Consider the following 23,406-nt stretch of genomic DNA (forward strand, 5'->3'; position numbering starts at 1 on the left):
TGCGCGGAGTCGTTCGCCCAGGTGGTGCGCGCGGCTCGGCCGGGGTGGTGGGCGGGTGCGCGGGGTCGTTCGCCACCACTCGGCGCACCGGGCTCGAATACTCGGCGTGCGTCCAGTGCACCGCTTCCGCTCGGTGCCGCAGCGCCGTCGTGCCGTCGCCTATGACGTCGTAGACGGTGGCGTCGCCACTGGCGCTACTCGCTCGCTTCGGCTTCGCGCGCAGATCCGCGACCGACAGGTGGTGGGCGGGTGCTGCGGGCTCTCCGGACAAGCACCCGAGGTGAGTCGCCTGGGTCTGCGGCACCTGTCGACAACCTTTTAGCTGGTTGATTGCCATCGTCCGCATGATGTCGACAATGTCGCTATGTCATCGCCGATTACCAGCGATTTCCCGCGCGATAGCGAACACGCCCGTTGAATGCCGGGAGTGCTGAGAAGGGCATGGTAGAAACTCGTTCCATGTACCGGCTCCTGCGATGCCTGGTTCCTCTTCTCGCGGTGTGCGCCGCCTTCGTCCCGGCCACGACCACCGCCGACCCCGGCGCGAGCATCCTCGACGTGCGCCCGCTGGGCGGACGGGAGTTCGAAGTCGTGGTCCACTCGGCGGCGATGGATCGCCCCATCACACTGTGGGTGTCGCATCCGGGTGCGGGCGCACCCGCGCTGTACCTGCTCAACGCCGTGGACGGCGGCGAGGACGGCGGGCCGTGGACGCGGCGCACCGACGTCGCGGCGTTCTTCGCCGACAAACCGGTCAACGTGATCGTGCCGATGAGCGGACGCGCCAGCTACTACACCGATTGGCTGCGTGACGATCCCGTGCTCGGTCGCGTCAAGTGGACCACGTTCCTGACCAGGGAGCTGCCGCCGGTGCTGGCCGCCAGGTTCGGCATGAACGGCCGCAATGCCGTGGCGGGCCTGTCGATGTCGGCGACCTCCGCGTTGAATCTCGCGATCAGCGCGCCCGGCCTGTATCGGGCGGTCGGCGCCTACAGCGGGTGCCCGCGCACCAGCGATCCGATGGGCCAGGCGATGGTCCGAGCGCAGTTGGGTGTGTTCGGCGCGGACCCGGCCAACATGTGGGGTCCGCCGGGCGACTCGCTCTGGGTGGCGAACGACCCCATGGTGCAAGCCGACCGGCTGCGCGGTGTGGCGCTCTACATCTCGGCGGGCACCGGTGCGCCGGGAGCCCATGAGGCGCTCACTGATCCGAGCATCGACGGCAACCCCGCGCGGCTGGTGGATCGGCTGCTGGTCGGCGGGGCCATGGAGACGGTGATCAACGGCTGTACCCGCGCGTTCGTGGACCGGTTGAGCGCCCTCGGCATCCCGTTCACGGCGAATCTCCGCCCCGCAGGCACGCACGCCTGGATGTATTGGCAGGACGACGTGCACGAGTCCTGGCCGTTGTTCGCCGGCGCGCTGGGCGTCTGACCCGGTCGGCCCGGCGGCAAGGCCGGGCCGACCGGTCACGGGCGAATGTGGTTCGCTACGGATTCCAGGGGTCGAGTCCACCTTCGGGATCGAGGTGATCGAGGTTGGCGACGCGTCTGGCCGATCGCATCAGGGCTTCTCTGGTCATGTCGTTCGGATTCTCGTAGTAATCCCGGGCGGCCTGCTGGTGCATGGTCGCGACCCGGTGGCCGATCGCCCATCGGGTGTCGCGGCCCGCGTTGTCCCACTCGTCCGGCGTGATCGCCGCGCGCAGCGCCCGGTCCGAATGCCAGTTCTGCTCGACCCGCCGCACGAACGCTTGATCGATGTTGGCGCCGGGAGCGGGCGCGTTGCTGTGCCGGACGAAACTGTCCGCCGCGATGACCGCCTGAGCGGCGAACGCATCGTGCGCCTCGTGGCCGACGTGGTTGTCGACCGCCCACGCCGCCGCGATCGCCTTCTGCAACGGTGCGAAGCTGTACGGATTCTGCGACGCCGTCGATTCCTGGACGGAGTACGCCGTGAACGCGTTGGTGACCCGCTCGTGGGTGGCGCCGGAGGAGAGCAGGACGGCGTGGATCCGCGAATCGGGGACCTTGTTGTCGCGCAGTACTTTCAGGGCGCGGGTGACACCCAGTTGGGTGTGTATGCCGCCCACCGATGTGGCCGCGTTGACCGCGACACCCCGCCAGTTCGTGCGGGACAGCTGATGCTCGATGTATCCCTCTTCGCGACTGGCCAGGATCCTCCTGGTGGAGCGTTCAATTCTCCTTCGAGTGCCGGCCAGCGGGTTCAACGGATTCACCCGGCCGCCGGCGAGCCATGCCGTGACCGGCGAGGAGTTGACGGCATTGAGCGTGGTGAGCGTGCTCACGAAGCCCATCCCCGGCGCGGACTTCCCGCCACCGCCGCCGCTGCCACCGCCCATTCCGAGAGCGGTGCCGCTGCTGCTCGCCGACTTGCCGCTGCCCTGGATGGCCAGACCGAATCGGTTGGCGATCCAGTCGTTGCCGCGGCTGAGGCCGCTGCTGAGGCGTTTGAGCTGGAATATGGCGATGATCTCGACGGTGCCCGCGATGATGATCACCGCCATGACCTGACCGCGGGCTTGCGCGAACAGGTTGCCCATCAACAGCACGTACACCCCGAGGAATATGGTGTAGGCCGTCATTCGTGCCGCCGCGACGAAACTGTCGACCACATTGCGCACCAAGAACGTCTGCGTGGGTCCGTAGACGAATCCGCCCGCGGCGAAGCCGAATATCGACATGAACCCGTGATAGATCGTGTCCAGCGCCGCCTTGATGACCTTCAGTCCGAGATACATCGCGAAGGCCAGCAGGATGCCGCCGCAGGTCAACAGCATGAGCCCGGTCGCGACCTGCCCCATGGAAGGGTTTTCCGCCTTCGCGTGCGCCGCGGCGTCGCCGCACGATTTCAAACCGCTGATCACCCGGTTGTCATCACCTGCCGCCACGCCCGCCGACCACGCCGACCGGCAGGCGGGCCGCTGGTCGACCGTGTGCCCGAAATTCCAGACCTGCAGCGGTTGCCGGGCGAAATTGTCGGCCAGATCGCTCTGCATCGTCGCCACCAACTGGGTGGGGTTGGGGTGGGAGTTCCCGTTCAGGCCGGCTGCCACCGAGATGCCGAGGTCGCGGCCCTGAGCCAGCAAGCCGTGCGAGGACAGCACGTCCGCCAACGGCTCGGCCAGGAACAGCGGGCCGAGCAACGCCACGCCCACCATCGTCACCACCTGCGTGGTTGCCTTCGCGTGGTAGCCGCGCACCATGAACCATCCGACGCAGAACGCGCCGATGGTCGCGGCGGTGACCAGCATGATCGGGGTCGCGATCTGCGCGGTCAGCGCGTCGGCCACGCCGTGCAGCGCGGAGCTGAACATGTCCAGCCACCGGAAGCTCAACGCGTAGCCGATCAACCAGATCGCCGTCGTCACGATGGCTATGTAGCCGATGAATTCCAAGCCCAGCATCGCCCACAAGATGGTGGCGCGTGGCTTGAACAAGCTTTCGTCGCCGGTCGCGAAGCGGTAGTCCGACAGCGCGATTCCCGACGAGTCGTGGATGTTCATCCAGCTGAGCCCGTCGATCCCGGACGTGCCCGACGCGACGCCCGCCGCGTCCTGGGCGGCGGCCAGCGCGCCGACGAAGCCGGGGAAGACGAACAGCGCGAAGAAGGAGAGGGCGATCCCGAGGGCCCGCCGCCGCCAAGCGCCTGTCCCGGAACGCGGCCACCGGTGCGGCGCGTCACCGCGGACTGCGCGTGCAGCGGCGGAGAGGATATCGAGAACTGGAAGCGATCTCCGAGGAGATGAGCTCGGGCGGACAGTGCGTGGTCGCACCGCTGGGATGTGCACGGAAGCGTCCTTCGTCCCGTCTTTGGGGGGCGCAGTCGACTGCGAATTCCGAAACGGGTTGCGCGCGAACGCCGATGGCACTGTCCGCCCCGTCTCACGCCTGTATTACAGACAGGTGCGGAAACATCCGCTTGAACGTCCAATGACATCCAGACGGCTCGGGAGTGTACGTAAGTACCTCGACCCGCTACCTGGGTTGCCCAGCAAACGGTATGTGCTGCACTGATTTTCGCGTCGCAAGTCACCGGACGAGGCATGCCGGGTCATCGACGTGTGGCTGGACCACCGCCTCTGCCTCGCCGGCTATCGGCAGGGGACACGCGGCCGTTCTCGATCGCGGATCGCCCGACTTGTCGTACAGCAGGTGAACAATGCCGCTATGGCATACGACGAGGAGTTGGCCGAGCGAATCCGGGAACTGATCCCACCCGGGCCCGAGCGCACCGAGCGGAAGATGTTCGGCGGTCTCGCCTTCTTGATCGGCGGCAATATGGCGGTGGCCGCCAGCGGACAGGGCGGTCTGCTGGTGCGAGTCGACCCCGACGAGGGGGAGCGGCTGCTCGGTGACGCCGTGCAGCCCATGGTCATGGGCGGGCGTGAGATGGTCGGCTGGCTGCGGGTCGCCGCCGTCGACGACGACGAAGTGCTGCGGGAATGGGTCGAGCGCGGCGTCGCCTACGCTCGGACCCTCCCACCCAAGAAGAACAAGAACTGACCCAGCTCAGGGGCGGACTTGCCGTCGGAAGAGTAGGCGGTCGAATTCGCGGCCGTACTCGTCCACCGCGACCACGTCCATCTCGCTGGCGAAAACGCCCGGACGCACGTCGACGCGCAGGAACGAGTAGTTGCGGAAGCGGACCCGCGACCACGGTGCGGCTTCGTCCTGCTTGCCGCCGCCCGGCGTCCAGACGTAGCTGTTCGGCACCGAGGTGTCGGGCAGCTCGTCGCCGCGGAAGGTCTCTCGCGACCCGGGCTGGAATTCGTAGCGCGGGCGTCCGCCGCCGCCCACGGTGTAGTAGACGGTGCCGTCGGTCTCCGGATAGACGATCGAGTTGTCGCCCGCCACCTTCGTCGCCTGGCCGCCGCGGAGCGGATCGGTGCGCTCGTAGACGTGGTTGTGGCCCTGCAACACCAGATCCACCTGGTAGCGGTCGAACAGGCCCACCCACGCGTCCCGCACGCCGCCGTCGCTGGCGTGCGATTCGGTGGTCGAGTAGGCGCAGTGATGGAAGAAGCAGACGATGAAGTCGATATCGGGGTCGGCGCGGTAGGCCGCCAAGGTGCGTTCCACCCAGCTCGTCTGCGCCCCGCCGGAATAACCACTGTTCGCGCGGATCTCGTAGGAGACGTCGTTGGCGTCCAGGGAGAGCACCGCGAGGTTGCCGTAGGTGAACGAGTACGCCGACGGGCAGCCCGCCGGACCGTTGCCGGGGAAGTCCAGCCGCGCCAGGTGGCCGCCGTAGCCGTGCTCGCCGTAGGTCGCTTCCATGTCGTGGTTGCCGGTGGCGAACATCCACGGCGTCTGGGCGGCGCTGGTCTCGATCGCGTTGAAGTAGACGTCCCAGACGTAGGGATTGTATTTGTCGAACCCGCTCGCCGATCGCGCGCCGTGCGCGACGAACTGCCCCGGCTTGCCCGCACCCGAAGGGTCGGCATAGGCGATGTCGCCTGCGAGGATGTGGAAATCGGGCCGGGCGGCGGCAATCTGGCGCAGCACGTTGCTCGCGTGCGGCGCGGCCGGATCGTTGTCGGCCTTGTAGTACTTGTCGTCGTAGTCGCCGGGAGCGACGCCCTCCGGCAGCGCCGGGGTCTGGTCGGTGCCCTGGTCGCCCATCATGGTGAAGCGGAACGGAAGGACCGCCGGTCGTGCGCTGGGCATCGCGGGCGCGGCGGCGCGGATGTCGCCGACGAATCCGTCGGAGGTCCGCCAGCGGTAGAAGTGCGGAACCCGGCCGGGAAGACCGTCCACCGGGGCGTGAGCGTAGAACTGTTCGGTCGCGAGCACGCCGCCGTCGGCCGTGGGCAATTGGGTCAGCAGGTTGCGCACCTCGGCCTCGACCGTCGCGCCCAGGGCCGGTGTCGGTCCGTGGTCGAGGTACACCGTGGCGCCTGCCGGACGCCGCGACAGCTGCGCCGCGAAACGCAACTGGCTGGCCGCGTCCTGGCCGAAGGCCACGCGCCGTCCGCCCACCGCGAGCTGGGCCTCGTCGGCGTAGGCGCGCTTGCCGAACGGTGTCGTGCCGACCGCGGCCACCGCTGCGGCCGCCGCGGCGCCGCGCAGGATATTGCGCCGCGACACCGGACGGCGGCGCATGTAGGAACGGTGCCATTCGTGCTGCTCGGTCATGGTCATGTGGGCAGCGAGCTGGCCGGGAATTCCGGTGTCCGGAATGTCGCCTGCTGGATTCAGCGGTGTGGACGGCATACCGCAGATGCTGTCGCGGCCGGGCGCACGGAGCAACTCGACACCGCACCGGGGGCGGGAATACCCGTGAACAGTCCCTTTCGGCCTTACGATTTGGGGCATTTGCCGGAAATGCGGGAAAAGTACGATGGCTGAACGTATTTCGTAGGGACTCGCGTTCCCTGCGGCAATTACTCGCTCCCTCTAGTCATTCCACGCTTGCGATTGCGACGGATGACGGGACCGCGCGAGGTGTGGTCCGCATCGACAAGGCCGGGTGACGGGCAGGCTTCACCGAACCCCGTGCGGCTCACCGGTCTACAAACCGTGCATCTACGGGAGGCGGCCATGCACGGCCGGTCACGCCGGTGGCTGATCAGTGGTGGCCGAGGGATTCGGCGACCGATCCCGTTCGGAGGGCGGACCGGGGGCGAACGGGGACACGAGCGAAGCGCTCCAAGGGAAGCTCGGCGTGCCTGTCGGCGGGCATTCGGCGGCGGCTGCCAGCGGTTCGTTGTTCGCGGTGAGCCTGCGGACCGTCCGTTCGAGGGCGGGCAGGATCTCGGCGATGTCGAGGTCGGCGCTCGCGAAGCGGCCGATCAGCGCGTAGATCATGTTGGTCAGCACGAGCGCGATGTCGGCGATGTAGTCCGGATCGGCACCGGCCAGCAGCGCGCTCGCGGCGGGCAGCACGGCGTCGAAGCCTTGCGCGTCCAGTCGCCGGCCGCCGGGACCGGAGCGCGCGCGATAGTAGGCCTCGAGCATCCGGGGATTCCGTTCCCACGGTTCGAACACGTACCGCAGCAAGCGCATCAAGCCGTCGGTCAGCGGCTCGCCGTCGATCGGCCGCGCGGGGGTGGCGTAGGTGTTGGTAGCCATCCATCGCTCCACCGCGGCGAGCAGCAGATCGTCACGGGTGGGGTACCGCTTGTAGACCGTGGCGAGGGAGACGTGCGCGTCCCGGGCGACCGCACGCAGCTGGACGGCGTCGTAACCGTCGGACTCGAGCATCGACAAGACGACGTCGATGATCTTCGCCGCTGGATCTCCTTCGTCTGTCCGAACCACGTACGTACGGTAATCCAGCGCTCCCGTCGCGGATACTCGCCACGACCGCGGGTGGCTGCCGGTTCCCGACAGCGCGAGCATCGCCGATGGCCGTGACCGGCCGGTTCGGTGAAACGAGGTTCCGGCGCGGCACGCCCGTGGCTAAGCTGCGGGGATGACGCTCTTTCTCCGCGTCGCCGTGGCGCCGGTCGTGCTCGCCGGCGCTCTGGTGAGCGCGGCGCACGCCGACGCGACGCCCGGCAGCGACATCACCGCCGTCACCCTCGGGCAGGCCCGGATTCCCGCCGGGCTGGTGCCCTTCGTCGCGGGCACCGATCTGGTGGTCCGCGAGATCACGATCGGTCCCGGCGGCTCCACCGGCTGGCATTACCACGTCGGCCCGGTCTTCGGCTTCATCCGATCGGGCACGCTCACCCACCCCGGCCCCGATTGCGACGCTCCGGTCTACCGCACCGGCGAGTTCATCTACGAGCCCGCGGGCGAATGGAACGTCCACGTCGGCCTGAACCTCGGCGCCGAACCGCTCGTCCTCGACGTCGTCTACGCCCCACCCACCGGCGAGCCCCTGTTCATCGACGCCCCCGCCCCGCCCTGCGCGTAGGGAGCCCCGTCCCTCGATCGAGCGAATCCGCAGTCGGTACGCCGAGCGGTCGGACTCGGCGTACCGGCAGTTCGCAGGGGTATCGATCGGCCGGATAACTGGTTGTCCCGATCGCCCGGTCGGGTAGACGACGATGCCCAGGCGACGGACCGGTGACGATGGCCGCACCGCGACGGACTGGTGGCGGGTGGCTGCCTGGAGAGGGACTGGTGATGGTGGCGGCCCGGGGACGGACTGGTAGTTGCCTAGGGACGGACTGGTGGTGGCCTGGGGAGGGACTGGTGGCGGTGGCCGCCCGGGGACGGACCGGTGACGGTGGCGGCGCTGGAGCGCGTACGTTCGCGCCGTGGGAACGAAGGAGCACGATTCGGCGACGCTGTCTTCGGGTCGGCGTGTGCGGGGTCCACGGCCGCGGGCGGCGTAGCAAGCTGTGTGGTGATCGTCCGCAGCGGGCGATACGCGGTGCATCGACTTCCGGATGGAGACCAGATATGTCGATGATTCCTGCTGGATTGAAGTACACCGATGCGCACATGTGGGCACGGCAGGAGCGTGATGGCACGCTGGCGGTCGGACTCACCGACCACGCGCAACAGAACTTGGGCACGATCCTCTTCGTCACCACGCCCCAGGTGGGCATGTTCGTCGGCACCGGCGAGGCCGTCGGCGCCGTGGAGGCGGTCTCGGCCATCGCCGAGATGTACTGCCCGGCCCGCGGCGTGGTGGTCGAGGTCAACCCGGCCATCGCGGATGACCCCGAGCAGGTGAACAACGACCCGTACGCGGCCTGGCTGTTCAAGATCAGGCGAGCGGAAGGGGCCTCGGATGACGAGTTGCTCGACGCCGCCGCCTACCGCCGGTTGCTCGAGGATCTCGGCGCGTAACCGGGAACGCCGTCCCAGCGCAAGCTCGGCTTCAGTCGTCCAGCTCGGGGTCGCGGTCCGGCACTCTGCCGCGCTCGGCACGGGCACCCCGGCCGCGCCAACTCCGGTAGCCGCGATGTGCGGCGAACGCTCCGATGATCGCGGTGGCACACCACACCGCTATGGCGGTGTAGGCGAGAGGGGCCGACAGGTCGCCGATCGACGCGCCGAGCGCGGTGTAGACGAACGCGCGCGGCGCGGATCCGATGAACGCGCCGACGGCCATCTGCCACAACGGAACTCCGAACGCGCCGAACACATACGACGCGAGCGCATCGGAGATGCCGGGAACGAAGCGCTGCCCGACGACCGCCCACAGGCCGCGCCGCTCGATCTGCGCGTCGATGCGCTCGGCCCGCTCGGGGCCGAGCAAGCCGCGTGCGCTCTCGCGGCCCGCCCGACGCCCGAGGAAGCTGGTGCTGATCGCCGTGCCCACCGCGGAACCCAGCGTCACGAACGTCCCCACCAGCGGCCCGAACAGCAGTCCGCTTGCCGCGGCCAGCAACGGGCCGGGAACGAAGACGGCCCCGAGGACGGCCGACATCACCACGTAGGCGAACGGTGCGGCGGGCCCCGTCGCCGCGACCACATCGCGCGCACCCTCGACATCGATCACTCGGGCGACGGCGACCAGATAGAACATCACTGCCAGCCCCCCGGCCAGCAGCGCGAGCCGCACGACGTGCCTGCGACGTCCGACGGGAAAGGAATGCTCGGTGCCGGTCATGATGAGCGCAATCCTGCCGCACGCCGACCACCGCTTCGACTCCAGGCGCACGCGAGCCCCGCCGTCGGGACGAGGTCTACGGCTACCAGCACCGGCCGAGCGTTCTACCGCTACCCCTAAGCCTCCAAGATCAACCGCACATGGCTGTGGCGTTCGCCGAGAGGACTCCTCGCTCATGTGCCGTTGATCTTGATGCCCACATGGTGTTCGGCTGCGGTAGTGCACAATCGGCGTATGGCACGGTCTCTGCCCGAGGGCGAATCGCTTCTGGTGCGTACTGATTTCACCGACGACGCGGCGTGGGCGCAAACCCTCGCGGCGGTCATCGCGTCCTACGACGAAGACACGATGACAGAGCTGACACCCGTCGACGACGTGGCCTTCGACGGGCTCACCCCCGCCGACCTGGGGGATCTGGTCGATGGCCAGACCTATGTGTTCCTCGCCGACACCACCACGATGACCGACCCCGAGCACCCACTGCTGGCGGTCGATACCAGCGACGAGGATGTCCGAGGGGACGGCGACGCGGTGTTCCGGATCGCGCCGAGCGCGATGGCCGAGGTCGAGGCCAACTTCCTCCTCGCCAACATGGACTTCGAGGACTACGCAGGCAGCGTCGACGACGACGGTGTTTTCCGCGGCTTCGATCGGTGAACGCGGCCGGCACTCAGCGATGTGCCGTTGTTCTCGATGTTCAGGGTGGGTCGCGGGGGAGGAGGGTGCCCAGGGGGCCGAGGTCGATGTTGAGGTCTTCGGGGGTGAGGCCGAAGTGGTCGCGGAGTTCCTCCATGCGTTGTTCCAGGAGCATGAGGGTGGTGCCGATGCGTTCGATCTGGTCGTCGGTGAGGTCGCCGGCGTCGACGCGGCGGATCGCTTGGCGCTCCATGAGTTGGCGGAGCAGTTCCACCAGGGTGAGGACGAGGCTGACCAGTCCGCGCTCGACGGATTCCGGTTCGGTGTCGATACGCGGTGGGATGCCGCCGAACTCAGTCATCGGCGGGCGGTTCCAGGGCGCGCTCCGCGGCGGGCCCGAGCGACGCGGACAGGGTGCTGATCGAGGAGATGAGGGCCCGTAACGAGATCTGGACCAGGTCGACGTCCGCGATGGCGAGTTTGATGTCGCCGGTGATCACCACCCCGCCGGCCAGTACCCGATCCAGCAGGTCGACCAGCGCGACGCGCCGCTCGTCGTCGACCTCCCGGGTGGCCCGGCTCATGCCGACTCCCGCTCCACGCCGGCGAACGAGTACGGCGGCCAAGGGCCGGTGAGTTCGAGCCGGATGCCAGGGAATTCGTCGCCGAGCGCGGCGACGGTGGTGGCGAAGTCGTCGGTGCGGTCGTCGTCCACGAGGTAGGTCCCGTTGAGCACCAGCCAATCCCGGCGGCCGCTCAAGGTCGGGTCGGTCAGCGCCTGACGCCGTCCGGCCGCCGCGTGGCGAACCAGACGCGTGTGGATCTCGTCCGCGCGCTGCGCCGCGTCGCGTTCCACGGTCTCCTGCGCGGACAGTTGCGCGCGGCGGCGGGCCAGATACGCCGCGCCCGCGCCCTTCCCGCTGTTTTCGCTCGCGCGGGCTTCGGCTACGGCCGCGGTGAGCGCGGCGCGGTCACCGTAGGCCTTCACCCCCCATTCGGTGCGGCCGCTCACCAGCGCGAGCGCTGCGGTGAAGTCGGCTCGCCGCTGGTCGAGCAGGTCGCGCACCCGGTCGTCATCCAGGAAAACGGTGGCCAGCCGGAGCGGCACGACCGGACCTCGGCGCACCGCGGCCGACACGACGGCGTCATGCGCCCGGGCCGTGCCCTCCAGCCAATCGAGATCCTCCAGATGCCTGCGCAGCGGTTGCTCCCCGAACACCTCCAGCGGCACCGATCCGACGAGAGCGGTCAGGTCGTCCGAGACCACGGCGCGCACCGGCTCGCCCGCGACGCCGGTCAGCTCGCCGAGGTCCGCCGCGTCGCCCAGGCTGGGCGTCACCGCGTACAGCCAGACGCCGAGATCCTCGGTCACGATCGCTCTTCCCTGGGGGCGCGGCGACGCTCGACGGGCCGAGGCTGTTCGTTCGCGGCCTCCAGTTGGGCGATCCGGTCGCGGAGCTTCTTGTTCTCGAGTTCGAGATCGCGGTCCTGCCGCTCCAGCGTGCGGGCTTTGCTGTTGAGCCAGGGGTCGGTCTCCCACCAATCGATGCCCACCGACTTGGCCGTCTCCAACGACGCGATCACCAGCCGCAGCTTGATCGTGAGCAATTCGATGTCGAGCAGGTTCACCTGGATGTCGCCCGCGATCACCAAACCCTTGTCGAGCACCCGCTCGAGGATGTCGGCGAGGTTCGTCGAATGCCCACCGCCGAAGGGCTGCGGTGCGGACGACCCGCCGCCGACCACCGTCATGACCGAGCCCTTCCGATGTCGGTGCTGCCGCGGCCGTAGCGTCTGGTCCGGTGGTAGGCCAGCAGATTTCCGTCGAGATCGATCTCCACCTCGTAGAGTGCGAGGATGTCCGCCGACGACGGGATGCGGCGGTCCTCGAGCACCTCGATCTCCACCAGCCAGCCGTCCTCCGTCGGTTCCATCGACGTGACCCCCTCCACTTGCTTCGAGGTCAGCTCCACCAGATTCGCGGTGGCCGCCGCGATCGCCTGGGCCGCGGTGAGCCCAGGCGGTTCGTCCGAGGCCGAGCGCACGCCCTCGGTGTCTTCCGAAGTGGTCTTGCGTGCCACGCGCCTCACTCCTTCCGGTCGGTCGCGGTCACGCCCGCCGACCGGTCATGCGATCCAGGATCGCCTGCTGCGCTTGTTTCCGCTCCTCCTCCGACAAGCGACCGGCTGCCGCGGCCGCATCGATCTCCTCGAGTTGCCGCCGCATGAGGGCGGGATCTCGCATCTTCTGCTCCACCTGGTCCTGGATCAATTCCCCCAACCAGATCACCCCGCGCACCGGCGCGACGGGCAACGTCAGGATCGACGTGACGACACCGAACATTCCCTTACTCCTCGGGTGCGCGCTTCGTCACGAAGTCGTAGGCCGCCATGGGACCGAGCAGATTCAGCTCCACGCGCCCGTCCCAGTCCTCGCCGAGCCGGCGCAACGTGTCCTCCAGCTCGTTCTGCCGAGCCAGCTCGACCAGCACCGCGACGTGGACGGCGTCCTCCTCGTCGGTGGGGTCGCGCTGGTTGACGAGCGGGTCCAACGCTTCGAGTTCGGTGACCACCCGGCGGGTGTCCTCGGCTCGTTTGGCCTCGATGGCCTGATTGATCAGCTCGCCCAGCGCGATCCGCTCGTTGCGGGTGGCGTCCTCCGGTTTGTCGCGGATCGCGTCGCGCAGCCGGGCGGCCTCGGCGTTCTCGTCGAGGAGTTCGCGCAGGATGGCGTCCTCGACGTAGCGTCCCCTGATCACGAACTGCGCGCGGCCTTCGAGTTGCTCCAGCGCGGAGCGGAACTCGTCTTCGTTGGCCCCGAGCAATTCGTTCTCCACCGCCTCCGCGTCGGTCATGACCGCGCCGAACCGCAGCGGCAGCACCGGGGCGACGGCGGCGGACCCGTCCAGCAACTCCGCGTGGGCGGTGAGGTCGTCGGGCGTACCCAGCGGCCGATCCGACGCGAGCGTGCTGACCAGCGCGGCGATCTCGCCGTGCCGCACCACCGACACCTCACCCGGAGGGTCGCCGACACCGCTGGCGTGCGGCTCGGGCTCCACGTCGGCGGGCACAATGCCGTACACATATACGGCGGCTTGACCGGTGGTCATCAGCCCTCCCTACGTTTGGGCCTGTTCGCCGTCTGGCGCTTGTCCTGCACGTCGCCGAGAAAGTCCACGACCTTCTCGCCCGCCGCCTCCAGCGCGCCTTGCGTCTTGTGCTTCGCCAAGCCCTGGGTGCCCTCGCCGACGAGGTCGGTCAGCCCCTTCGGCTGGGTGGAGATCTCCAGCCGGTTGACGGCCTCGGCGAAACGCAAATAGGTGTCCACACTGGCCACCACGACGCGGGCGTCGATGGTCACCAGTTCGATGCCGACCAGTGACACGCGCGCGAACGCGTCGATGACCAGGCCTTTGTCCAGAATCGTGTCGATCACGTCGGCCAGGCTGGAGGAATTCGGGCGCGCCATCGTGCCCGCTCCGCCACCGCCGCCGCCTCCTGCGGGTTCGATGGTCATGCGTGTGCTCCTCGCTTCTCAGGCGACCGGCGGGTCGCCGTGCGACGGCGGCGGGCGGCCGGTCGCCGGCGAGGACGTCGATCCTCGTCTCGCTCGTCCGTCTCTTGCTCGTCGGTTTCGTCTTCTTCCTCGTCCGGCTCCTGGTCGTCCGGCTCTCGTTCCTCTGCGTCCGCGTGGTCTTCTTCGCTGTTCTCCTCTTCTTCGCGACGAGCGGTCTCGTCGTCCTTGACGACCTTGCTGTCGTGGATTTCGCCGTGCCAGCCGACGATGTCGTCGGGATGCAACACGGCCTCGGTCATGACGTGCCGCTGGAAGTGCTTCAGTTCCAGGCGGCAGCGCCGACCGGCCGCGCGCCACATATTGGCGGTCTTCTCGAAGAAGCCCTTCGGGTGGTACTCCAGCACAACGAGAATGCGGGTGTAGCCCGGTGAGAGTTCGTGGAAGGTCACCGCGCCGTCGATGTAGCCCTTGTGGCCTTTGGAACGCCAGACGATCCGCTCGAACGGGACCTGCTCGAGAATCGTGGACTCCCAGGTGCGCCGGGACCAGAACACTTTGCCGGTCCAGCTGAGTTTTTCGTCGGCGACCTGTTCGACCTGCTCGAGCTTCTTGGTGAACTTCGGGAAATCCGCGAACTGGGTCCACTGGTCGTAAGCCAGGTCGACCGGAACGCCCACGTCGACGTGCTCGACGATATTGGTCAGCTTGATCTTCTTGCCGCCGCCCTTGCCCTTGCCGCCGGTGAGCGATTCCTTCACCGTCTCGAACTGGTCGCGCAGTGTGGCGCCGATCTTGGTCTTGCCCATGCTCATGGCCGCGCTGAACGGCGACGCGCCACCGGCGAGCTTCTCCACGCCGGTCAGCGCCGACAGCAGATTCCCGCGATTACCAGCGGCGTAGTCGTTCAACCGGTCCGCGGTCTTCGACACCTGGTTGGTCAACCCGGCCACCGCGCGTTCGGCGAGCGCTCCCGTGAGGGTCTGCACCGACTGCTGCAAGATGCCGGTCGGCGTGGGCGGTGGCGCCTTCTTCTTGGCGGACGATCCCGCCTTCGTGGCGGACGATCCGGCCTTTCTGGCGGAGGATCCCGCCCCCGTCGCGGCTTTGGTGGCCCGGCCCGCTGTATCGGCGGCCACCTTGCCGACTCCTGCGGTCGCGTCGCGCAATATCTTCGCCATCGCCGGTCACCTCCTCGTCCGACGCACCGGCGCTTGACCGGCCTCGGCGCGACTACGGCGGCCACCGGTCCCGGACGGCTTGCGATCCGCGGAGTCGGACGAACGGTCCGCCGCACGCGAGCTCGCCGCGCGCCTGGCAGCCGTGCTCGACCGGCGAGTGCGCGTCCGCGCGGCGGGACGCTCGGTGTCGTCCTCCGCCGCACCCTGGTCGGCGTCTTCCTCGTCGTCGGGCATCTGATCTTCGTCCTCGTACTCGTCTTCGAGCTCGTTGTCGGGCGTTCGCTCCTCGGCTTCGTCCTCGGGCCCTTGGTCCTCGTCTTCGGCTTCGTCCTCGGGCGCCTGGTCCTCGTCTTCGTACTCGTCCTCGGGCGCTTGATCCTCGTCCTCGTCCTCCGGCGCCTCCTCGTCGTACTCGGAGGACTCGTCTTCGTACTCGTCCTCATCCGAATCCGTCGCCCGCGCGCCCCGCCGGCCCTGGTCGGTCAAGGCCGTCGCACCCTGCTGCAACCGGTCGCTGAGCGCGTCGATGCGGTTGCTGGCCGCGGTGACCGCGGCCGAGCGCACCGCGCCGACCAGCTCGTCGCGCACGGTGTCGGTGATCCGGGTCAACTCCGGTGTCGATCTGAGCAGCTCCGTCCCGCGCTCCAGCAGGCCACCGGGCGCTCCGGCGGATCGCCTGGCCATCGCGGCGCCCGCCAGCGACATCGCGAAGCGCATCTTGCGCGTGCGGCCCAGGAAGTATCCGATGCCCACCCCTAACGCAATTCTTCCTCCACCTTTCATTGCTCACTCCTTGCTCGCCTCGACGGCAACCCCACCGGCGGAGCCGGGGCGCCGAGACTTGACGTCCTCAGAAGTGGGGTAGACCACATCGCAGTGGCCAAACATCAGCGTATTCCTGGTTAACGAATGGGTCGATGGGTTCTGCCTGCGAGAAGACCTGAAAGACCGGGCGGTCGGAACGCTCCCAGCGATCACCTGGCCCGTAGGAGTCGGCGCAGCGGGAAAAAAATCTCGGGAAACTTCGCCAACTACGTCGAAGACGAACCGCCGGCTCCGACCAGTAGGTGACAGCAGGTCACACCACAGCAGAGGAGCACATCATGTCCGTCAACACCTTCTTCTGGTTCGACAACGCCGCCGAGGAAGCCGCCGCGTTCTACGCCTCGGTGATCCCGAACTCGCGAGTGGTCGAGGTCTCCCGCAACTCCGACGGCTCGGCGTTCATCGTGGCCCTGGACTTGGACGGTCATGCGGTCACGCTGATGAACGGCGGCCCGGACCATCCGCTCACCGATGCCGCGTCGCTGCAGGTGATCGTGGACGGTCAGGACGAGGTCGACCGCCTGTGGGAGGCCCTCACCGCGAACGGCGGCGAGCCCGGGCCGTGCGGCTGGCTGAAAGACCGTTACGGCTTGTCCTGGCAGGTGGTGCCTTCGGCGCTGCCGAAACTGATGAGCGGTGACGATCCCGCCAAGACCATCGCCGTCGGCACCGCTTTGCGGTCGATGTCGAAGCTCGATCTCGCGGTTCTCCAGGACGCCTACGACAACGCCTGATCGGTCCGGCACCGTGAGCGCCGAAGAGCCCGCTCGGACGCCGTTGTCCGGGCGAGCTCTCGCGCGACGGCGTCGTCAGCGCCAGCGTTCGGGTGTCACGGGCGCGTCCCACGCACGGGCGTAACGGCGTTTGTCGGCAGCGTTGTACTCCTTGCTGCGGTAGACCACGTACGGCCGCACCAGATAGCCGATCGGGGCGCTGAACATGTGCACCAGCCGGGTGTAGGGCCACAGGCCGATCAACGCGAGCACGACCAGCCCGTGCAGTTGGAACGTCCACGGGGTATCCACCATGAGCTCGGGCCGGGGCGCGAGGGTGAACAGACTGCGGAACCACGGCGAGACCGTCTCGCGGTAGTTGTAGGTGCCCCACAGCAGGTTGCTGCCCCAGGTGTTGAGCAGGCCGGTGACCAGCGCGGCGGCCAGCAGCACGTACATCAGCTTGTCGTTGCCGGTCGTCGCCTTGCGGACGGCGGGGACGGTGAAACGACGGTAGAGCAGGATGCCGACGCCGGCCAGCACGGCGAGGCCGGCCACCGACCCGGCCGAAACGGCGATCACGTGGTAGACGTGCTCGGAGATGCCGACCGCGGAGGTCCACGACTCCGGGATCAGGACGCCGAGCACGTGACCGCCGAACACCCCCAGCATGCCGAAGTGGAACAGCGGGCTGCCCAGCCGCAGCAGACGGCTCTCGTAGATCTGCGAGGAACGGGTCGTCCAGCCGAACTGGTCGTTGCGGTAGCGCCACAGGTGCCCGAGCACGAAGGACGTGAACGCGACGTACGGCAGGATCAGCCACAGCGAGGTGGGCAGATGCGGCGTTGCGTTCATCGTCGGCCTTCCGATCCGTCGAACAGGGAGGGGTCCATCGCGAAGGGTTCCAGCCCGACTTCCTCCTCGGGCGGGCCCTGCGCGGCGAGTTCGGCGATGCGCCTGCGGTCCGCGGTGGTCGGCGGCGGCAGGGTCGCCCCGACCGCCGCGAGCACTCCGGCGTAGGGCGAGCCGTTGTCCGACAAGGAAAGACGCAGCAGTTCCAGCACCGGCACATGCTCCCCGAGTAGCCGTTCGCCGCCGATCGGATCCACGGTGGCGGCGAACTCCAGCAGCACCGGCAGATGGTCGGGCAGTTCCTCGTCGCCTAGTTCGACGCCGGCGTGCCGGTAGGCGTGCTTGAACCGCAGCAACGCCATCCCGCGCTTGCGAGTGTCGCCGTAGGCGTAGAAGGTCAGGTGCAGGCTGGCGCGGCGGCGCATGTCGAAGGTCGCGACGTAGTCCGCGGCGAGCTCCAGCGGCGGGGTCGTCCGCAGGTGATCGAGACATCCGCTCAGGTGGGCGCGCACCTCATCCGGCAACACGGCCGCGGCCGTGGTCAATTGGTCGATCATGGCCAGCGTCTGCTCGGTCGGGTAGTCCAGCAGCAGCGCGGCGATCCGCCAGACCAATTGGCGGTCGCGTTGTGCGAGCTCCACCGCCGGTTCCGGGCGGCGGCGCAGTTTCAGCAGGCTCATCGCCCTGCTCCGGTCCGAGCGGCCGGGTCTTCGGTCACGGCCGCGTTGCCGTTGCCGTCGGCCGTACCGTTCGTACGCCCGTTCGCGCCGCTGTTCTCGTGCCCGTCGGCCGTGCCGTTCGCATGGCCGTTGGTAGCGCTCTTGCCGTTGCCGTTCGCCGCGGCACCGGCAGGCACCAAGCCCTGGGTGCTCTTGCCGTCCCAGTTCAGCAGATTGATGCGAGACGACTTCTCCTGCGGCGCTGCCCCATTGCTGTCGGTGAGGTGGAACTTCTCCACCATCTGGTCGAACGCCGTCATACCCGGTCCGCCGTCGGTGTCCAGGCTGCATCCGGTGGCCAGCGAGTCCAGTTCGTGCGCACGGGCTCCCGCGCCGGTCGGGATGACGTAGCGGTGCTCGTATTTGGCGATGGCCAGCAGCCGGTACATCGCCTCGATCTCCTCCGGCTCCAGCCGCACCGACGGCGCGATCGTGGGATCGGGCTCCTCACCGAGGTTCACCGACCGCATGAACGAGCGCATCGCCGCCAGACGCTGCAACGCCGCGCGCACCGGCCCCACATCGCCCGCGGTGAACAGCTCGGCCAGGTACTCCACCGGAATGCGCAGCGCGTCGATGGCGCCGAACAGGTTGGACACGTTCTCGCCGTCGTGGCCGGTCTCGGTGAGCACATCCACCACCGGCGACAGCGGCGGTACGTACCAGACCATCGGCATGGTGCGGTACTCCGGATGCAACGGAAGCGCGATCTGATAGTCGACGATCAGCTTGTAGACCGGCGAATCCTGAGCTGCCTGAATCCATTCCGGCGAGATCCCGGCACGCTCCGCCTCCGCGACCACCCGGGGGTCGTGCGGGTTGAGGAACACACCGAGCTGGGACGGGTAGAGATCCTTGTCCTCGGTGACCGACGCGGCCTCCAGCACGGCGTCGGCGTCGTAGAGCATGACGCCGATGTAGCGCAGCCGCCCTACGCAGGTTTCCGAGCACACCGTCGGGATGCCGACCTCCACGCGCGGGTAGCAGAAGGTGCACTTCTCCGCTTTGCCCGTCTTGTGGTTGAAGTAGATCTTCTTGTACGGGCAGCCCGATACGCACTGCCGCCAGCCGCGGCACTTGTCCTGGTCCACCAGCACGATGCCGTCCTCGGCGCGCTTGTAGATCGCGCCGGAGGGGCAGGAAGCAGCGCACGACGGATTGAGGCAGTGCTCGCAGATGCGCGGCAGGTAGAACATGAAGGTCTCTTCGAACTCCAGTTTCACCTGATCGGACAGCTTCGCCAGCAGCGGGTCCTTGCCGACCTGCTCCGGACCCGAACCCAGGTCGTCGTCCCAGTTGGCGCCCCAGGTGACCTTCGTGTCCTCGCCGGTGATCAGCGATTTGGGCCGTGCGACCGGCGTCGTGTCGACCGGCGGTGAGGACAGCAGGTTGTCGTAGTCGTAGCTCCACGGCTCGTAGTAGTCCTCGACCGTGGGCAGATCCGGATTCGCGAAGATGTTCAGCAGCCGCTTCAACCGGGACCCGGACTCGAGGGTGAGCTTGCCGCGCTTGTTCAGCGTCCAGCCGCCCTTCCACTTCTCCTGATCCTGGTACTGGCGCGGATAGCCCTGTCCCGGACGGGTTTCCACGTTGTTGAACCAGACGTATTCGGTGCCGCCGCGGTTGGTCCACGCCTGCTTGCAGGTGACCGAGCAGGTGTGGCAGCCGATGCACTTGTCCAGGTTCATCACCATGGCCAGCTGTGCCATGACGCGCATGTCAGTACTCCACTTCCTGCGACCGTTTGCGGATCGTCGTGACTTCGTCGCGCTGGTTTCCGGTGGGGCCGTGGTAGTTCAGCGCGAAGGACTGCTGCGCGTAGCCGCCGATGAGATGCGAGGGCTTGATCATGATGCGGGTGAGCGCGTTGTGGATGCCGCCGCGCTTGCCCCGGCCTTTGGTGTCCTCGCCGAGACCCTCGATGCGCGGCACGTCGACCGCGCGGTCCTGGGCGTGGTACATGAAGACCGTGCCCTCCGGCATCCGGTGGCTGACGATGGCGCGCGCCACCACGATGCCGTTGCGGTTGATCGCCTCGATCCAGTCGTTGTCGGCCACCCCGATCTTCGCCGCGTCGCGATCGGACATCCAGATCGTCTGCCCGCCGCGCGAGAGCGTCAGCATGTGCAGGTTGTCCTGGTAGGCGGAGTGGATCGACCACTTCGAGTGCGGGGTCAGGTACCGCACGGTGACGCCCTTGTCGCCGACCTCGCCGATCGTGGGCTCACGGAACAGCGCGGTCATGTCCAGCGGCGGACGGAAGATCGGCAGCTGCTCACCGAGCTCGATCATCCAGTCGTGATCGAGGTAGAAGTGCTGCCGCCCGGTCAGCGTGTGCCATGGCTTGAGCCGCTCGGTGTTGATGGTGAACGGCGAGTACCTGCGGCCGCCGGTCTCGCTGCCCGACCACTCCGGCGAGGTGATCACCGGCACCGGACGGGCCTGGGTGTCGGCGAAGGTGATCCGTTTGCCCTCGTGCTCGGCGGCCAGGTCGGCCAGCTGGGTGCCGGTGCGGCGCTCGAGGGCGTGGAAGCCCTCCACCGCCAGGCGGCCGTTCGTGGTGCCCGACAGGGCGAGGATCGCCTCGGCCGCGTGTGTGTCCTTGGCCAGCGACGGGCGGCCCTGCGCCACGCCCGACACCACCGTGCCGTTCACCCCGGCGAGGTATGCGACCTCCTGGTCGGGGTAGGTGGTGACGCCCTTGGTGGTGACGCCGAGCGTGTCGACCAGCGGCCCGAGCGCGGCCATCTTCTCCGCCAGCTTCGGGTAGTCGCGTTCGACGACCACCAGCTTCGGCATGGTCTTGCCCGGAATCGGTTCGCACTCACCGACTTTCCAGTCCAGCACGCGCCCGCCCGCCTGCGCCGTCGCGTCCGGCGAGTCGTGCTGCAACGGCACGGCCACGATGTCCTTGCGCTTGCCCAGGTGCTTCTCGGCCATCCAGGAGAAGCCGCGCGCGATCCGGTGGAACGCGTCGAAGTCGGTCTTGGCCTCCCACGGCGGCGAGATGGCCGGGGAGAAGGCGTGCACGAACGGGTGCATGTCGGTGGAGGACAGGTCGTGCTTCTCGTACCAGGTGGCGGCGGGCAGCACGATATCGGAGAACAGCGTGGTGCTGGTCATCCGGAAGTCCAGCGACAGCAGCAGATCCAGCTTGCCGGTGGCCGCGGTCTCGCGCCAGTTCAGCTCCTGCGGCCGCACCCCGGTGGCGTCGGTGGTCTGCAGGTTGGAGTCGGCGCCGAGCAGGTGGCGCTGGAAGTACTCGTTGCCCTTGCCCGAGGAGCCGAGCAGGTTCGCCCGCCACACGGTCAGGCAGCGCGGGAAGTTCTCCGGCGCGTCCGGGTCCTCGCAGGCGAACTTCAGATCGCCGGACTTCAGCCCGTCCACCACGTGCTCGGGCGCGGTCTTGCCCGCGGCCTCGGCCTCGTCCACCAGGTCGAGCGGATTGCGGTCGAAGGTGGGGTAGCTCGGCATCCAGCCCAGGCGGCTGGCCAGCGCGATGTTGTCGGCGGCCGTGCGGCCGGCGAACTTGCCCGCGCCGAGCGGCGAGGCGAACGACTCCGCGGTGAACGGGTCGTACCGCCACTGATCGTTGGTCAGGTACCAGAACACCGTGCCCTGCATCTGCCGCGGCGGCCGCTGCCAGTCCAGGCCGAAGGCCAGGGTGGACCAGCCGGTGACCGGACGGCACTTCTCCTGTCCGACGTAGTGCGCCCAGCCGCCGCCGTTGACGCCCTGGCAGCCGGTCAGCAGGGTTAAGGTGAAGAACGCGCGGTAGATCTGATCGGAGTGGAACCAGTGATTGGTCCCGGCGCCCATGAGGATCATCGAGCGGCCGCCGGAACGGTCGGCGTTGTCGGCGAACTCCCGCGCGATGCGCTGGGCCTGCACGGCGGGCACGCCGGTGATGGCCTCCTGCCAGGCCGGGGTGTACGGCTCCGCCGCGTCGTCGTAGCCGCTGGGCCATGTGCCGGGCAGGCCGTCGCGGCCGACGCCGTACTGCGCCAGCAGCAGATCGAAGACCGTGGTGACGCGCCTGCCCGCGACGGTCGTGGTCGGCACGCCGCGGGTGAGCACGCCGGGGGTGTCGCTGTCGAAGCGGGGAATCCGTACGGCCGCAGCGTCGTCGGTGCGGCCGTACAGACTCAGGAGGGGATCGACGTCCCCGAGATCGAGGTTCCAGCGCCCGGTTCCCGCTTCACCGAACCGATGGCCGAGCGACCCGTTGGGCACCACCGGCTGTGCCTGCGCGTCCAGCAGGACCGTCTGGAACTCCACGCCCTCACCGGTTCGGCCGAGGTCGGCGGCGGTGAGGAACTTCCCGGGGACGTAGGCCCCGTCGTGCTCGTCCAGCGTGATCAGGAACGGCAGATCGGTGAAGCGTTTGATGTAGTCGAGGAAGCGCGGCGTGGTCTTCTCGACGAAGAACTCCTTCAGCACGACGTGGCCCATCGCCATGGCCAGGGCCGCGTCGGTGCCTGGACGGGCGGGCACCCACTCGTCGGCGAACTTGGTGTTGTCGGCGTAGTCGGGGGAGACCACGACGACCTTCTGGCCCCGGTAGCGGGCCTCGGTCATGTAGTGCGCGTCCGGCGTCCGGGTGACCGGCACGTTCGAGCCCCACATGATGAGGTACCCGGCGTCGAACCAGTCCGCGGACTCCGGCACGTCGGTCTGGTCGCCGAACACCTGCGGCGAGGCCACCGGCAGGTCGGCGTACCAGTCGTAGAACGACAGCATGGAACCGCCGAGCAGCGAGATGAACCGCGCGCCCACGGCGTGGCTGACCATGGACATGGCCGGGATCGGCGAGAACCCCGCCACCCGGTCCGGGCCGTACTGCTTGATCGTGTAGACGTGTGCCGCGGCGGCGATCTCGGCCGCCTCCCACCACTCGGCGCGCACGAATCCGCCCTTGCCGCGGGCGGCCTTGTAGCTGCGCGCCTTCTCCGGGTCCTCGACGACATCGGCCCAGGCCAGCACCGGATCCTTGAGCCGGGACTTGGCCTCCCGGTACAGCTCGAGCAACGTGCCGCGCACGTAGGGATAGCGCACCCGGGCGGGCGAGTAGGTGTACCAGGAGAACGACGCGCCGCGGGGACAGCCGCGCGGCTCGTACTCCGGCTTGTCGGCGCCCACCGACGGGTAGTCGGTCTGCTGCGACTCCCAGGTGATCACACCGTCTTTCACGTAAATCTTCCACGAGCACGACCCGGTGCAGTTCACGCCGTGCGTGGAGCGCACCACCTTGTCGTGCGACCAGCGGTCGCGGTAGAACTCGTCGGCGCTGCGCCCGCCGACCTTGTGCAGCGTCCGGTGATCGGACGACACTTCGCCCCGGTGGAAATATTTCCCCAGCCGCAGGAGCGCGTCTCCGGCGTCGGTGGCCGGAGCGGAGGGTACGTGACCCTGGGTACGCGAATTAACCACGAC

24 protein-coding genes are annotated in these 23,406 nt (G+C 68.3%); 6 read left to right on the forward strand and 18 right to left on the reverse strand.

Features of this window, described 5'->3' with window-relative positions:
• The first annotated feature begins 459 nt into the window (after positions 1-459).
• Entirely contained in the window at positions 460-1,434 is a 975-nt protein-coding gene (locus tag ABZ552_RS09510) for an alpha/beta hydrolase family protein (protein WP_281917460.1), read from the forward strand.
• A 55-nt stretch (positions 1,435-1,489) separates the two neighbouring features.
• Here ABZ552_RS09510 and ABZ552_RS09515 read toward each other — a convergent pair whose 3' ends face one another.
• The gene (locus ABZ552_RS09515) at positions 1,490-3,811 is read right to left on the reverse strand and encodes a hypothetical protein (RefSeq protein WP_281917461.1); all 2,322 of its coding nucleotides are present in this window, start codon (positions 3,809-3,811) and stop codon (positions 1,490-1,492) included.
• 379 nt (positions 3,812-4,190) lie between these two features.
• Between ABZ552_RS09515 and ABZ552_RS09520 the strand changes: the two genes are divergently transcribed.
• Complete coding sequence (locus tag ABZ552_RS09520; RefSeq protein WP_281877957.1) at positions 4,191-4,526, forward strand: TfoX/Sxy family protein; 336 nt, start codon at positions 4,191-4,193, stop codon at positions 4,524-4,526.
• A 6-nt stretch (positions 4,527-4,532) separates the two neighbouring features.
• Here the strand turns inward: ABZ552_RS09520 and ABZ552_RS09525 are convergent, their stop codons facing one another.
• Positions 4,533-6,236 carry a metallophosphoesterase gene (locus tag ABZ552_RS09525; RefSeq protein WP_281917462.1) on the reverse strand — a complete coding sequence of 568 codons (1,704 nt, stop codon included), beginning with the start codon at positions 6,234-6,236 and terminating at the stop codon, positions 4,533-4,535.
• A gap of 339 nt (positions 6,237-6,575) precedes the next feature.
• Positions 6,576-7,283: a TetR family transcriptional regulator gene (locus ABZ552_RS09530; RefSeq protein ID WP_350356432.1), complete on the reverse strand. Its 708-nt coding sequence runs from the start codon at positions 7,281-7,283 to the stop codon at positions 6,576-6,578.
• 154 nt (positions 7,284-7,437) lie between these two features.
• On the opposite strand from ABZ552_RS09530, the gene ABZ552_RS09535 reads away from it, so the two are divergent.
• Together ABZ552_RS09535 and gcvH are read left to right on the forward strand one after the other, a co-directional pair.
• On the forward strand, positions 7,438-7,884 hold the full coding sequence (locus tag ABZ552_RS09535) for a cupin domain-containing protein (RefSeq protein WP_281877961.1): 447 nt from the start codon (positions 7,438-7,440) through the stop codon (positions 7,882-7,884).
• Positions 7,885-8,375: 491 nt separating this feature from the next.
• Positions 8,376-8,768, forward strand: coding sequence for a glycine cleavage system protein GcvH (gene gcvH, locus ABZ552_RS09540; RefSeq protein WP_281877962.1), 393 nt, complete (start codon positions 8,376-8,378; stop codon positions 8,766-8,768).
• 31 nt (positions 8,769-8,799) lie between these two features.
• Here the strand turns inward: gcvH and ABZ552_RS09545 are convergent, their stop codons facing one another.
• Positions 8,800-9,534, reverse strand: a complete 735-nt coding sequence (locus ABZ552_RS09545; protein WP_357436396.1) for a TVP38/TMEM64 family protein — start codon at positions 9,532-9,534, stop codon at positions 8,800-8,802.
• A gap of 234 nt (positions 9,535-9,768) precedes the next feature.
• Here ABZ552_RS09545 and ABZ552_RS09550 point away from each other — a divergent pair, with 234 nt between their 5' ends.
• Complete coding sequence (locus tag ABZ552_RS09550; RefSeq protein ID WP_357436398.1) at positions 9,769-10,191, forward strand: hypothetical protein; 423 nt, start codon at positions 9,769-9,771, stop codon at positions 10,189-10,191.
• A 40-nt stretch (positions 10,192-10,231) separates the two neighbouring features.
• Here the strand turns inward: ABZ552_RS09550 and ABZ552_RS09555 are convergent, their stop codons facing one another.
• From ABZ552_RS09555 to ABZ552_RS09600, 10 genes are read right to left on the reverse strand one after another with little or no spacing between them, the layout of a single operon-like run.
• On the reverse strand, positions 10,232-10,531 hold the full coding sequence (locus tag ABZ552_RS09555; protein ID WP_281877966.1) for a gas vesicle protein K: 300 nt from the start codon (positions 10,529-10,531) through the stop codon (positions 10,232-10,234).
• A complete protein-coding gene (locus ABZ552_RS09560; RefSeq protein WP_281877967.1) occupies positions 10,524-10,754 on the reverse strand; it encodes a gas vesicle protein in 231 nt (76 codons plus the stop codon). Before ABZ552_RS09560 ends, ABZ552_RS09555 begins: the two co-directional genes overlap by 8 nt.
• Positions 10,751-11,542, reverse strand: a complete 792-nt coding sequence (locus ABZ552_RS09565; protein WP_281877969.1) for a GvpL/GvpF family gas vesicle protein — start codon at positions 11,540-11,542, stop codon at positions 10,751-10,753. Before ABZ552_RS09565 ends, ABZ552_RS09560 begins: the two co-directional genes overlap by 4 nt.
• Entirely contained in the window at positions 11,539-11,922 is a 384-nt protein-coding gene (locus ABZ552_RS09570; protein ID WP_281877970.1) for a gas vesicle protein, read from the reverse strand. The genes ABZ552_RS09565 and ABZ552_RS09570 overlap by 4 nt, the downstream gene beginning before the upstream one ends.
• Positions 11,919-12,251, reverse strand: a complete 333-nt coding sequence (gene gvpO, locus ABZ552_RS09575; RefSeq protein ID WP_281877971.1) for a gas vesicle protein GvpO — start codon at positions 12,249-12,251, stop codon at positions 11,919-11,921. The genes ABZ552_RS09570 and gvpO overlap by 4 nt, the downstream gene beginning before the upstream one ends.
• A 28-nt stretch (positions 12,252-12,279) precedes the next feature.
• On the reverse strand, positions 12,280-12,513 hold the full coding sequence (locus ABZ552_RS09580; RefSeq protein WP_281917466.1) for a gas vesicle protein GvpG: 234 nt from the start codon (positions 12,511-12,513) through the stop codon (positions 12,280-12,282).
• Positions 12,514-12,517: 4 nt separating this feature from the next.
• Positions 12,518-13,279, reverse strand: coding sequence for a GvpL/GvpF family gas vesicle protein (locus ABZ552_RS09585; RefSeq protein ID WP_281877973.1), 762 nt, complete (start codon positions 13,277-13,279; stop codon positions 12,518-12,520).
• Positions 13,279-13,686, reverse strand: a complete 408-nt coding sequence (gene gvpJ / locus ABZ552_RS09590) for a gas vesicle protein GvpJ (protein ID WP_281917467.1) — start codon at positions 13,684-13,686, stop codon at positions 13,279-13,281. The genes ABZ552_RS09585 and gvpJ overlap by 1 nt, the downstream gene beginning before the upstream one ends.
• On the reverse strand, positions 13,683-14,864 hold the full coding sequence (locus ABZ552_RS09595; protein WP_281877976.1) for an SRPBCC family protein: 1,182 nt from the start codon (positions 14,862-14,864) through the stop codon (positions 13,683-13,685). The genes gvpJ and ABZ552_RS09595 overlap by 4 nt, the downstream gene beginning before the upstream one ends.
• Before the next feature lie 6 nt (positions 14,865-14,870).
• Positions 14,871-15,647 carry a hypothetical protein gene (locus ABZ552_RS09600; RefSeq protein WP_281917468.1) on the reverse strand — a complete coding sequence of 259 codons (777 nt, stop codon included), beginning with the start codon at positions 15,645-15,647 and terminating at the stop codon, positions 14,871-14,873.
• Between the two features lie 320 nt (positions 15,648-15,967).
• Between ABZ552_RS09600 and ABZ552_RS09605 the strand changes: the two genes are divergently transcribed.
• On the forward strand, positions 15,968-16,423 hold the full coding sequence (locus ABZ552_RS09605; RefSeq protein WP_281877979.1) for a VOC family protein: 456 nt from the start codon (positions 15,968-15,970) through the stop codon (positions 16,421-16,423).
• 75 nt (positions 16,424-16,498) lie between these two features.
• Here ABZ552_RS09605 and narI read toward each other — a convergent pair whose 3' ends face one another.
• Genes narI through ABZ552_RS09625 form a run of 4 tightly spaced genes read right to left on the reverse strand, consistent with a single transcriptional unit; the run spans position 16,499 to position 23,403 of the window.
• Positions 16,499-17,257, reverse strand: coding sequence for a respiratory nitrate reductase subunit gamma (gene narI / locus ABZ552_RS09610; protein ID WP_281877980.1), 759 nt, complete (start codon positions 17,255-17,257; stop codon positions 16,499-16,501).
• Entirely contained in the window at positions 17,254-17,934 is a 681-nt protein-coding gene (gene narJ / locus ABZ552_RS09615; RefSeq protein ID WP_281877981.1) for a nitrate reductase molybdenum cofactor assembly chaperone, read from the reverse strand. The genes narI and narJ overlap by 4 nt, the downstream gene beginning before the upstream one ends.
• The gene (gene narH / locus ABZ552_RS09620; protein ID WP_281880790.1) at positions 17,931-19,682 is read right to left on the reverse strand and encodes a nitrate reductase subunit beta; all 1,752 of its coding nucleotides are present in this window, start codon (positions 19,680-19,682) and stop codon (positions 17,931-17,933) included. The genes narJ and narH overlap by 4 nt, the downstream gene beginning before the upstream one ends.
• Before the next feature lie 10 nt (positions 19,683-19,692).
• Positions 19,693-23,403 (reverse strand): nitrate reductase subunit alpha, encoded by a 3,711-nt coding sequence (locus tag ABZ552_RS09625; RefSeq protein WP_357436403.1) that lies wholly within the window; start codon positions 23,401-23,403, stop codon positions 19,693-19,695.
• Between the last annotated feature and the right edge of the window lie 3 nt (positions 23,404-23,406).

Origin of the sequence: Nocardia sp. NPDC019219, from assembly GCF_040632645.1 — a bacterium.
In the GTDB taxonomy this organism is placed as follows: domain Bacteria; phylum Actinomycetota; class Actinomycetes; order Mycobacteriales; family Mycobacteriaceae; genus Nocardia; species Nocardia sputorum.

Coding starts and splice junctions, on each gene's coding strand:
- ABZ552_RS09510 (WP_281917460.1), top strand. CDS start 460: ATGTACCGGCTCCTGCGATGCCTGGTTCCTCTTCTCGCGGTGTGCGCC.
- ABZ552_RS09520 (WP_281877957.1), top strand. CDS start 4,191: ATGGCATACGACGAGGAGTTGGCCGAGCGAATCCGGGAACTGATCCCA.
- ABZ552_RS09525 (WP_281917462.1), bottom strand. CDS start 6,236: ATGCCGTCCACACCGCTGAATCCAGCAGGCGACATTCCGGACACCGGA.
- ABZ552_RS09535 (WP_281877961.1), top strand. CDS start 7,438: ATGACGCTCTTTCTCCGCGTCGCCGTGGCGCCGGTCGTGCTCGCCGGC.
- gcvH (WP_281877962.1), top strand. CDS start 8,376: ATGTCGATGATTCCTGCTGGATTGAAGTACACCGATGCGCACATGTGG.
- ABZ552_RS09545 (WP_357436396.1), bottom strand. CDS start 9,534: ATGACCGGCACCGAGCATTCCTTTCCCGTCGGACGTCGCAGGCACGTC.
- ABZ552_RS09550 (WP_357436398.1), top strand. CDS start 9,769: ATGGCACGGTCTCTGCCCGAGGGCGAATCGCTTCTGGTGCGTACTGAT.
- ABZ552_RS09555 (WP_281877966.1), bottom strand. CDS start 10,531: ATGACTGAGTTCGGCGGCATCCCACCGCGTATCGACACCGAACCGGAA.
- ABZ552_RS09560 (WP_281877967.1), bottom strand. CDS start 10,754: ATGAGCCGGGCCACCCGGGAGGTCGACGACGAGCGGCGCGTCGCGCTG.
- ABZ552_RS09570 (WP_281877970.1), bottom strand. CDS start 11,922: ATGACGGTGGTCGGCGGCGGGTCGTCCGCACCGCAGCCCTTCGGCGGT.
- ABZ552_RS09580 (WP_281917466.1), bottom strand. CDS start 12,513: ATGTTCGGTGTCGTCACGTCGATCCTGACGTTGCCCGTCGCGCCGGTG.
- ABZ552_RS09585 (WP_281877973.1), bottom strand. CDS start 13,279: ATGACCACCGGTCAAGCCGCCGTATATGTGTACGGCATTGTGCCCGCC.
- gvpJ (WP_281917467.1), bottom strand. CDS start 13,686: ATGACCATCGAACCCGCAGGAGGCGGCGGCGGTGGCGGAGCGGGCACG.
- ABZ552_RS09595 (WP_281877976.1), bottom strand. CDS start 14,864: ATGGCGAAGATATTGCGCGACGCGACCGCAGGAGTCGGCAAGGTGGCC.
- ABZ552_RS09600 (WP_281917468.1), bottom strand. CDS start 15,647: ATGAAAGGTGGAGGAAGAATTGCGTTAGGGGTGGGCATCGGATACTTC.
- ABZ552_RS09605 (WP_281877979.1), top strand. CDS start 15,968: ATGTCCGTCAACACCTTCTTCTGGTTCGACAACGCCGCCGAGGAAGCC.
- narI (WP_281877980.1), bottom strand. CDS start 17,257: ATGAACGCAACGCCGCATCTGCCCACCTCGCTGTGGCTGATCCTGCCG.
- narJ (WP_281877981.1), bottom strand. CDS start 17,934: ATGAGCCTGCTGAAACTGCGCCGCCGCCCGGAACCGGCGGTGGAGCTC.
- narH (WP_281880790.1), bottom strand. CDS start 19,682: ATGGCACAGCTGGCCATGGTGATGAACCTGGACAAGTGCATCGGCTGC.